The organism is Pseudoselenomonas caprae, from assembly GCF_008271345.1.
Lineage (GTDB): Bacteria > Bacillota > Negativicutes > Selenomonadales > Selenomonadaceae > Selenomonas_A > Selenomonas_A caprae.
Genome location: NZ_VTOZ01000015.1, coordinates 66,349 through 75,296 on the forward strand (window position 1 = coordinate 66,349; position 8,948 = coordinate 75,296).

At 50.8% G+C, this 8,948-nt stretch carries 12 protein-coding genes; 1 reads left to right on the forward strand and 11 read right to left on the reverse strand.

What is annotated here, in order from left to right:
• Positions 1-2 precede the first annotated feature (2 nt).
• The 11 genes from FZ041_RS08425 to FZ041_RS08475 all read right to left on the reverse strand — a co-directional run bounded on the left by FZ041_RS08425 (position 3) and on the right by FZ041_RS08475 (position 8,686).
• Positions 3-341, reverse strand: coding sequence for a phosphoribosylformylglycinamidine cyclo-ligase (locus FZ041_RS08425; RefSeq protein WP_369407320.1), 339 nt, complete (start codon positions 339-341; stop codon positions 3-5).
• Positions 325-2,997 (reverse strand): coiled-coil domain-containing protein, encoded by a 2,673-nt coding sequence (locus FZ041_RS08430; RefSeq protein WP_149189259.1) that lies wholly within the window; start codon positions 2,995-2,997, stop codon positions 325-327. The genes FZ041_RS08425 and FZ041_RS08430 overlap by 17 nt, the downstream gene beginning before the upstream one ends.
• A gap of 166 nt (positions 2,998-3,163) precedes the next feature.
• Positions 3,164-3,484 (reverse strand): phage tail assembly chaperone G, encoded by a 321-nt coding sequence (gpG, locus tag FZ041_RS08435; protein WP_149189260.1) that lies wholly within the window; start codon positions 3,482-3,484, stop codon positions 3,164-3,166.
• Between the two features lie 16 nt (positions 3,485-3,500).
• Positions 3,501-4,091 carry a major tail protein gene (locus tag FZ041_RS08440; protein WP_149189261.1) on the reverse strand — a complete coding sequence of 197 codons (591 nt, stop codon included), beginning with the start codon at positions 4,089-4,091 and terminating at the stop codon, positions 3,501-3,503.
• Positions 4,091-4,456 carry a tail completion protein gp17 gene (gp17, locus tag FZ041_RS08445; RefSeq protein ID WP_149189262.1) on the reverse strand — a complete coding sequence of 122 codons (366 nt, stop codon included), beginning with the start codon at positions 4,454-4,456 and terminating at the stop codon, positions 4,091-4,093. The genes FZ041_RS08440 and gp17 overlap by 1 nt, the downstream gene beginning before the upstream one ends.
• Positions 4,453-4,839, reverse strand: coding sequence for an HK97-gp10 family putative phage morphogenesis protein (locus FZ041_RS08450; RefSeq protein WP_149189263.1), 387 nt, complete (start codon positions 4,837-4,839; stop codon positions 4,453-4,455). The genes gp17 and FZ041_RS08450 overlap by 4 nt, the downstream gene beginning before the upstream one ends.
• Positions 4,832-5,170, reverse strand: coding sequence for a phage head closure protein (locus FZ041_RS08455; RefSeq protein WP_149189264.1), 339 nt, complete (start codon positions 5,168-5,170; stop codon positions 4,832-4,834). The genes FZ041_RS08450 and FZ041_RS08455 overlap by 8 nt, the downstream gene beginning before the upstream one ends.
• Entirely contained in the window at positions 5,170-5,445 is a 276-nt protein-coding gene (locus FZ041_RS08460) for a head-tail connector protein (RefSeq protein WP_149189265.1), read from the reverse strand. The genes FZ041_RS08455 and FZ041_RS08460 overlap by 1 nt, the downstream gene beginning before the upstream one ends.
• 63 nt (positions 5,446-5,508) lie before the next feature.
• Positions 5,509-6,699 carry a phage major capsid protein gene (locus tag FZ041_RS08465; RefSeq protein WP_149189266.1) on the reverse strand — a complete coding sequence of 397 codons (1,191 nt, stop codon included), beginning with the start codon at positions 6,697-6,699 and terminating at the stop codon, positions 5,509-5,511.
• A gap of 15 nt (positions 6,700-6,714) precedes the next feature.
• Positions 6,715-7,443 carry a head maturation protease, ClpP-related gene (locus FZ041_RS08470; protein ID WP_149189267.1) on the reverse strand — a complete coding sequence of 243 codons (729 nt, stop codon included), beginning with the start codon at positions 7,441-7,443 and terminating at the stop codon, positions 6,715-6,717.
• Positions 7,430-8,686, reverse strand: coding sequence for a phage portal protein (locus tag FZ041_RS08475; RefSeq protein WP_149189268.1), 1,257 nt, complete (start codon positions 8,684-8,686; stop codon positions 7,430-7,432). The genes FZ041_RS08470 and FZ041_RS08475 overlap by 14 nt, the downstream gene beginning before the upstream one ends.
• Before the next feature lie 49 nt (positions 8,687-8,735).
• On the opposite strand from FZ041_RS08475, the gene FZ041_RS08480 reads away from it, so the two are divergent.
• A partial coding sequence (locus tag FZ041_RS08480) for a hypothetical protein (protein ID WP_222931148.1) occupies positions 8,736-8,948 on the forward strand: 213 nt, incomplete at its 3' end.

The window sequence follows — 8,948 nt, forward strand, 5'->3', positions numbered from 1 at the left end:
TGTTAAACCCTCCAAAATTCCAGATTCACTTTATAGCAGCGTGGGAAGTGGCTGACATAGCTGTAGCCCTTCACCACCACACGCAGCTTCGTATGGATAATGCCTGCCTCATCCTTGACGCTTACAGGGGTGCGGTTATTCCATAACTTCTTTATTTCTTGCCAATCTGACAGCAGAAAGTTCGCTGTACAGCTGTACTTGTCACCGCTCTCCAAATGACCGAAGTCCTGCACCACCGTGCCACCGAGGACTTCCATTGTCTGTTGGCGATCATCCGGCAGAACTTTCCAGCCCTCCACAGATAATGAGCGATGTCCGTCAATCTCAATATGCAAGTTCACCACTCCCCAATGCCTGCTCTACGGCAGGCGTTATTCTATCTGCCACCTGGTCAGCAAGACGGCTCATGCTTTCGCTGTCCTGAGTAACGGCAGTGTCGATGTTCACCGAGACATTTACAGTTGGTGCATGATTGATGGTTTGATTTCCTTCCCCCATGGTTTTGGGCTGATTGAGCCGTTCCATTGCCCCTGCCATATTGTCGCTGATGGCCCCTGCCAGCCGGTCCGCACTTTCAGCGGTTATGCTGATTCCATCCAGCCTTGCCAGTTGCTCTGGTGTTCCCTGAAAGCTGGCGCGAATTTGTGCCAGAGTGTCTGCCATGTCCTGCCGTCCTACATCCTGCTCCCAGTGAGGATTGACGGCAAACTGCGGCAGAAGATTATCTGCTGCTTCTTTTCTTGCCGCCTGAAATTTTTCCAGTTCTGCCGGAGTAAAACGTAAATCTTCAGCGGTCAGACCGGCTTCTTCACGAAGTTTCTTTAACAGCCCAATCTTGCCACCATGTCGGAATGCCTCCAGTTCTTCCTTCTGTGAGCGCAAGGTTTCCAGCGCGGCATCACGTCTGGCATCGGCTTTGGCTTTTTCTGCCCACCGAGTAGCTTTAACCTCGTCTACACCTTTTTGCTGCCAGGCCTTTTTCTCCCGTTCGATTTCATCCAGCCTGTTGCGGAGACTGTCCTGCCAGATGGAATCTATACGGGAAGCCACCTCATTTTCAAACTGCTGACGGACTTTTGCCTTGCTGGCTGCAGCCCACTGAGTAGCACTGACCTCGTCCAATCCCTTCTTCCGATAGGCTTCAGCTTCACGGTCAATATTGGCCAGCTGATTGGCTAAATCCGAGCGATAGATTTCCTGCGTCTTATCTACGACATTGTGCTGAAAGTCTTCATAGATTTGTGCCTGTTTGGCGGCTTTGTACTCATCAATGAGCCCTTGGCTTGCCCCTGCCTGCTGAAACTTCTCTATTTCCTTGTTAATACCCGCCAGAGATTTTTCCAGGTCGCTACGGCTAAGATTGGCCATAGCTTCCTTCAATTCGGCATTAGCCTGACTCATTTTCTCTGCCGCCAGTGCCGCTTGTCTTGAGGCGCGGGCATTTTCCCGTTTGGCTTCACTATTCTTGCGGATGGCTTCTTCGGCTTCACGGGCAGCTTTCTTTTCTTCCTTGAGAGCTTCATCCTCGGCTTGCCATTCCTTGAACTTGTCGGTGTGCGTGGCAAGTTCATAGGTACCAAGCGCACCCACACCTGCGCCAATGCCGGCACCAACCGGGCCACCAACCATAAAGCCCACGCCAGCCCCCACTAGTGCGCCCTGCACCGTTGTACCTACACCACCATGACGAGCATAAGTTCCAACGTTGCTGAGTGCCTCCTGTGTAGTTTTGGCATTGATGCCGATGGCTTCCAGCGCATCTGCCACACCACCTAAAAGGTCGACTGACGTTTTAGCAAACTCACCGACTGTGACCGCCAATTCTTTGATATCGTCCTTATTTGTACGGATGGAATCGATAAGCCCCTTGAAGCCTTCAATGATGTCCGGCATCAATTCTTCAGCTACTGGAAGCAAGGCTGCACCGAAGGCGGTTTTCAGCTGACCTGCCTCCATCTCCATTTCCTTCCACTTGAGGTAGGTCTTGTGTGCCTGCTCCGGGTCTAAAAGCCCCGTGGTCTTGATATGGGAGGAGATTTCCATCAGCTCGGTGTACTGTTCAAGAACAGGCACCAGCCCTGCTCCTCTTGCACCGAGGACTTCGGCCACATAGGCTTCTTCCTCTCCGGCATCTGCCGCCGTGCGGTACCCCCTGGCAAGTTCCCCCAGCTGATCGCTCATAGACTTCAAAGCACCACTGCCATTTGTCAGCGATACACCAAATCTGATTAAGGACTGAGTGGTCGAGTTGCCACTCTCACCTGCCGAGAGTATCTGCTTGTCCAGCCTTGCCATCAACGGCGTAATAGACTGGACATTCACACCCACCATAGCAAATACACGGTTCAGTTTTGCCGCCTCGGCACTTGAAGTATGCAGCCTTTGGGTGAGTTTATAGAGACTTTCGCCACTTTCCATGGCACTTTGGGTAATATTGAACAGTCCAGCTCCCGTAGTGGCAATGGCAAGCACTGCCGCCATCTTGGCACTGAGCAGATTAAAACCGCCGGAAAGACTCCCAAGCCCTGCCTTGGCCTGTCCAATACTGGCTGACATCCGCTGACCAAATGTAGTGGCATTACCTCCTGCTGCCTTAATCTGTATATTCAGCCTGCGCATTTCAGCTTCCATCTGGGCGATGGCTTTCTGCTGTTTCAGGAGATTGGTTTCTGCCTGTCTGGTAAGACCGCTATCCTCGCCACTGGTCTTGTGAGCATCTTTTACCACAGTTGCAAGGATTTGTTCCTTTTGTCGCTGAATATCCAACTGCTGATTGATGGCCTGGTACTTGATTTTCAGTTGGTCGAGTTCCTTGCCGGCGCCTTCCAGCTTGGTGAGGTCGATGTCCGTTTTCAATGTGAGCTGTTTGCTCTCACTGTTAAGCCGTGCCATGGTCTGGCTGACCGTTCTTCCTGCCGTGTCGAAATCCAGCTGCAGACGGGCAATGTCCAAGCCCAGTGAAATATACAGTTCGTCTATTTTCTGCCCCTTGGCCATTACATCACATCCTCAATAAATTTCTGACTGCCAGCCTCTTTGACCATGGATGTCACCAGCAATTGGTCGAGCAGTATACCTGCATCCGTTTCATCCACCTCTTGTACCGTCCAGCCGTAAGCTGACTGCAATCGTTCGTAGTATCTTAAAAGTGTCTGGTACGGAGTCAGCTCGATGTTGCCGACTCCGTTTCCCCGTTTGGGATTTTCACCAGTTTCGAGAAGGTCAGCGACTGCAGCCACAGGAAGATTTCACGCACCAGTGGCACAATGTCTGCAACTTCCATATTCTCATCTATAGATTCCTTGGTGATTTCCTTCTGCCCGAAGGCCAAAACAATCAGATCCACATTGCGGTCAAGGTATTCTTCCAAAGCCATATCCTGCTTGTCTTCATCAAAGAAAGCCAGGAACTCACGCCAAACCTTCATCTTGGGAGATTTTGGCGTATAAGTTTTGCCATCTATGACAATCTTGGGATTATCCATCTCTTCTCAGTCCTCCTCAAACACTTGCATACCAGTCAGCCGCCTCCGTAAAGCCAGACTCCTCATCGGCCTTGGTATAGGACAGGCCATCCGACAGACGGTAGATGGCCTTGGCGGTGATAGTCGGCGTTGCGTAGGCAATATTTTCTTCCTTGGTGCTGCCAGTCTCCGAAGGCTCAGTAAACTGTACCTTGTAGAATTTGGTATAGCGTTTTTTGCCGTTTCGCTTGTCCGACTGAAACATGACGGCAAAGAAAGGAGCCACATCGTCTTTGCCTGCCACCATCACACCATTTTCCATCTTGTGGCCGAAGAGATAAGCAATGTACTCCAACGGCAGGGCTGCCGTATCAAAGGTCAAATCGTAAGAGGCTGTTCCCGTCACGCTGTCAATGCTCTGCCCATCGGCGTACAGTTCTGCCTGACTAGTCTTGGGCTTGATATCCACCTTGCGAAGAATACGCCCTAAGTTTATAGGCGTTTCATAAGTAGCCGTGCCATTTGGTTCATCCGTCAGCATTTTTGCAATATGCAGTTTCTGTACGTTGATGAACTGCCCGCTCATAAGGTTGCTGGCAAGAGTTGCCGTATTCTTTGGTTCTGCCATTAGCTTTCCACTCCAATCCTATAGTCGATTACGTTTACAAAAAAATTGCGCTCAGCCATCTCCAACGACTGGGCGCGAACAAAACCGAGGGAACACATCACTGCATTTACCCGGTCGGTGATGCTGTCTGCTACACCATCTTTGGTCAGCACATGAATGCGCACCGTCACCCGGCGTTCCAGTTCTGCTCCATCTGCCGAAAGAGCCGGAACATCCGAAATCACAGAATACACCAATATAGGGTAGCTCCCGGCATCCGGACTGCGACCATGATAGATACACCTGCCCCGGCAGTCACGATGGAGCATCCTTACCAACTTGGTATCTGCCATAAGGCCACGATATACAGTTTCCGCAATACTCATTTCGTCCTCCTCACTGCTGCCTTGACCGCTTCCACGATTCTATCCTTCACCGCTTCACGCTGGGCATCCATAGCCGGATACATAAAAGGCTTGTTGATGCGCGGGCTGAACTCCACCAGCCTGCCATATTTCAGACCGTCCTGCGTTTCGGCATCGGCAGTGATTTTATACTCTGCACCGCATTTCTTCTTAACAGCCCGGATGGAATCCCGGAGCGCCCCCGGTACTACGCGATGGTCACTGCCCTTATAAACCGGACAGCGGTTCTTGGCTTCCTGTACCACCATTTCTGCACCTTCGGCGAGAGCTTTCTTGCCTGCCTCCAGCACCCCTTCCCCCATTTCCTCCAGAAGCTTCTGCGTATTGACCCAGCCTTTACTCATCTTCCACCAGCTCCCTGCATTCCAGAATAAGCCACTGACGTCTGCCGTCCTTGCCATATGGCGGAGCCGTCTGCCGGAGTGTCTTGCCCTGCCAACAGATAATATCCGTCACCTTGATGTCTGTTCGATAGCGAATTGCTATGCGGTAGTCCACCTCTTTGACTTCTTCAGCGTAGCCATCGGAGATTTTGGCGGCATAAGGCAGAACTTTTGCCCAGACCGTTGCCACTTCTGTCCTGTCATGTTCCACCAGATTGCCCTCTGCATCCTGCTCGGTAACAGGACGCAGAATCGTTATCCGCTGCTTAAGTTCGTTCAGAGATACATACATCAGAAGCCCTCCCGGCGAATCCCCATCAGCAGGGAACGGAGTGTTATGGTAAGTTTTTTATGGTCAGCATCATCCCGGTGTTCATAAAGATAGCCGACCGTATAGAGCACTGCCGTCTTGGCTATAGCTCCGCAGGCTTTGAATTCGTCCTCATCAAGCCTTGCCACATCCATGCATAAACGCTCTGCCGCCCGCAGGAGTTTGCGAACGATTTTATCTTCGGCATCCGTGTCAATACGGAGATATTCTTTTGCTTTAGGCAAGGAAACAATCATAAGCCATCACTCCCATAAAAACAGGGAGACACCAGCAAGGCATCTCCCCACACTATATTTACATCAGCCCTTGCCAGCAGCACCTTTGATTTTCAACATCTGCACGGCCTCCGGCAGTACCAACTTGCCGTCCACACGTTCCTTCATAACAAAGGCAATCATGCCGTTTCCGGCAAACAGTTCACGCAGTTCCTGAATGGAACGGGAGCCACGGTCACCGATGTTGTAGTAGCTGTAATCACCGAACACCAGCGCCGTCTTCCCCGCCTCTGCCGTAGGCATAAAAGGTGTAGTGTGAATCGGATAGCCCAACAGACGGTCAGGCTCGCCCATCTGGTAGGAAGGCTGCCACATGTACGCCTGGTTGGCATCCTTCAGCTTGCGGATTGCCGCCAAGGTCTGGTCGTTGACGATAAAAGCTGCACTCTTGCGGTAAGGGCGCTTGAGTTTGTAAACCAGCTCGATAAGGTCATCTGCCGTGATAGATGCACCGCTGGTGGTCACGCCAGTCTGAGCCGTGGTCAAAAGGCCGGTGGGCTTGTGGTTGCCATCACCGTTGAGGAAGGCATCCTCCTCGGCATTGGCGATAGCCTTGCCAAACTGCTGGATGATGTAGCTTTCCAGATTAAAGGCAGAATCGTACAAAAGCTCCTCCGTGACCTTAATCGCCACATGAAGCTTGTAGGCATCCATGATAATCTGGTCGAAGGTGGCATCTCCAAAGCTGAGAGCACCGCCTTCCTCAATCCACGATGCGGCAGGCTTAGTGGCGGCGATGTTGATTTTGCGCTCACCGCTGGTAGTGATTTTCGTACCGAGGTTACGCATAATGCACTCCTCGTTCAGCACATCAATCAAGCGGCTGTCGTATTCCTCCGGCACTAAATAACCGCCATCGGTATCAACACCTTCCTGCAGTACGTTGGATACGTTGCGGAAGTTGCTGCGGATGGCGGCGATCATAGCCTTGCGGTATTCATCTGTTGCCCTGCCCGTTTTCTCCAGCACCTTGGCGACAGGCTTGTTGACAATCGGCTCGGAAGTAGGCTTGGCAAGTTCTGCATCAATCGCCATCTGACGTTCCATGCGCTCGATGTCCTTGCCGAGAGCCACCACATCTGCCTCCATCTTGTCATAGGCGGCAGCATCTTCGGCAGAAAGCTTGCCGTCCTTATCCGTGTGACTGTCCAGAAAAGCCTTGGCACCTTCCCACAGCTGTGCCCGTTTCTTGCGAAGTTCCATAACATTTGCCATAAATAATTCCTCCAATCAGTGAATAAGTAAGTTAAGACGGCTCCTGAGAGCGTCTGCAGATACACGGTTGTCCGGCACAGCCGCCTTAACGAATTTCAGCGACTGCGCCTTGATTTTATCGATGAGGGAGTTTGTTACTGCCCGCTGGGAAAACAGCATGGCTTCAACACCCTCGGACTGCTTTTCCTCATCCTCGTTGGCGAACAGAATCTTGTCTGCAAAGCCTAGCTCCACGGCCTTCTTGGCGTTCATCCAGCTTTCCGCATTCATAAGGTCGGACAACTGTTGACGGGGCTGCCCCGTTTTCAGTTCATAAGCATTGAGGATGGATTCCTTCACCTCGTCCAACATCTGGATTGCCGCCTGCATTTCCTTGGTGTTGCCAATGACTGCCGTACTGGGATTGTGAATCATCAGCATGCCCACAGGGGACATCTCCACGGTGGTTCCGGCCATGGCAATCATGGATGCTGCTGAAGCCGCCAGACCGTCTATGCGAACAGTTACATTTCCCTTGTAATCCATGAGCATGTTGTAAATTTGCGCTGCAGCAAACACATCGCCGCCTGGGGAGTTAATCCAAACCGTGATGTTTCCTTCTCCCTTCATCAGCTCATCTCGGAAGATGGCTGGTGTGACTTCATCCCCAAACCATGAGTCCTCGGCAATCTGCCCGTTTAACACAAGGGTGCGCTCCCCTGTATCGGAGTCGCGCACCCAGTTCCAAAATTTACGCTTTTTCATTTGTACCTCCAGTCTGTTTACTGAAAATCCCAGCATCCTTTAATTTGCACAGGTTGCCATTGATTAAGTAAAGATTTCCACCTTCCTCCTCCGGGATAGGATTCATATTCTCCATCTCGCGGATATCGTTGGCTGATAACCAGCCGTTCTGTCTGCCGACCGCATAACCAGCCATACGGCTCTGGTAGTCACCTCGCATCAGCCCATCCACGTTGAACTTGATGAAGTATCGCTTCTGTTCCGCAGGATTGAACAGGGCTTTCTGTAAGGATTGCTCCCACCGTACCACCCACGGATTTAAGGTGTACTTCACATATTCCAAGGACTGCTGCTCGATATTGTTAAAGCTGGACTTTTCAAGGTCACCAATCATATGTGGCGGCACTCGATAGAGCCGTGCTATCTCGTCAATCTGGAACTTGCGAGTTTCGAGGAACTGCGCCTCTTCCGGCGGGATGGATATCTGCTGATAATCCACACCTTCCTCCAAGACCACTACCTTGCCTGTATTGGCTGTGCCACCATAGACAGCTTGCCAGCTTTCTCGCAATTTTGATGGATCTTTGAGAACTCCTGGATGCTTCAACACGCCCCCTGGTCTTGCCCCATTGGCGAAGAAGGACGAACCGTACTCCTCACAGGCCAAGGTCATACCCACAGCGTTACGCGCCATGGCTATGGGAGAGTAACCGACAAGTCCATCAAAGCCCAGCCCCGGAATATGCAGTACATCCTGCCGTCGCAGCTTTATCTGACTGCCACCTTTGATTTTGGGATTGCTGTCCGACATTGGTGTGTAAGTGTAAACAATCTCACCATGCTCATCCCGGTCAACGCTCATGCGGTTAGGCAACAACGGATAAAGCCCCACCACTCGTCCCATGCCATCACGAATTATCTGCGAGTAGGAATTCCCCCATAAAAGCAGGTGAATCATGGCTGTCTCTCGAAATATAAAAGAAGTCATTTCGGGATTTGGCGAGTCATGGAGCAAGAAATATAACGGATGCTGCGGCACACGCTCTTTGCCCTTCCCTTTGTACTCATAGACATGAAGTGGTAGTCCTGCAATGGACTCAGCCAAGATTCTGACGCAAGCATATACTGCCGTGGTCTGCATGGCAGAAAACTCATTGACAATCTGCTTGCTGGCTGACCTGCCGAAAACAAATGGCCAACCACTGAAGTGATAGACATTTTGAGGCTTATCCCGTGAGCGGAAAAATTTTGTAAAGAAATTCATGCTATCACGCTCCTCAATGACAATAAAAAAAATTAGGAGGCTCTCTCTCATGGAAAGAATAAATAATCTAGAAGATATCATGGCTAACATTGCCACTATGGATAAGTATCTCGAAAATAAACTAGACTCTGAATTTGATTATGCCTTGGAAAAAATCAAAAAAGGGAATTGCTTTATTGCTGTTCAGAGTGGTAAAGATTTCTACAAATTTTATCCCAGTCGTTTCATCGGTTATAAGAATAATTCAATGAACAGACACGAG

What these genes read in the sequence shown, in the direction of transcription:
- FZ041_RS08430 (WP_149189259.1), bottom strand. Translation starts at nt 2,997, where the DNA reads ATGGCCAAGGGGCAGAAAATAGACGAACTGTATATTTCACTGGGCTTG.
- FZ041_RS08475 (WP_149189268.1), bottom strand. Translation starts at nt 8,686, where the DNA reads ATGAATTTCTTTACAAAATTTTTCCGCTCACGGGATAAGCCTCAAAAT.
- FZ041_RS08465 (WP_149189266.1), bottom strand. Translation starts at nt 6,699, where the DNA reads ATGGCAAATGTTATGGAACTTCGCAAGAAACGGGCACAGCTGTGGGAA.
- FZ041_RS08455 (WP_149189264.1), bottom strand. Translation starts at nt 5,170, where the DNA reads ATGTATGTATCTCTGAACGAACTTAAGCAGCGGATAACGATTCTGCGT.
- FZ041_RS08460 (WP_149189265.1), bottom strand. Translation starts at nt 5,445, where the DNA reads ATGATTGTTTCCTTGCCTAAAGCAAAAGAATATCTCCGTATTGACACG.
- FZ041_RS08450 (WP_149189263.1), bottom strand. Translation starts at nt 4,839, where the DNA reads ATGAGTAAAGGCTGGGTCAATACGCAGAAGCTTCTGGAGGAAATGGGG.
- FZ041_RS08440 (WP_149189261.1), bottom strand. Translation starts at nt 4,091, where the DNA reads ATGGCAGAACCAAAGAATACGGCAACTCTTGCCAGCAACCTTATGAGC.
- FZ041_RS08470 (WP_149189267.1), bottom strand. Translation starts at nt 7,443, where the DNA reads ATGAAAAAGCGTAAATTTTGGAACTGGGTGCGCGACTCCGATACAGGG.
- gpG (WP_149189260.1), bottom strand. Translation starts at nt 3,484, where the DNA reads ATGGATAATCCCAAGATTGTCATAGATGGCAAAACTTATACGCCAAAA.
- gp17 (WP_149189262.1), bottom strand. Translation starts at nt 4,456, where the DNA reads ATGAGTATTGCGGAAACTGTATATCGTGGCCTTATGGCAGATACCAAG.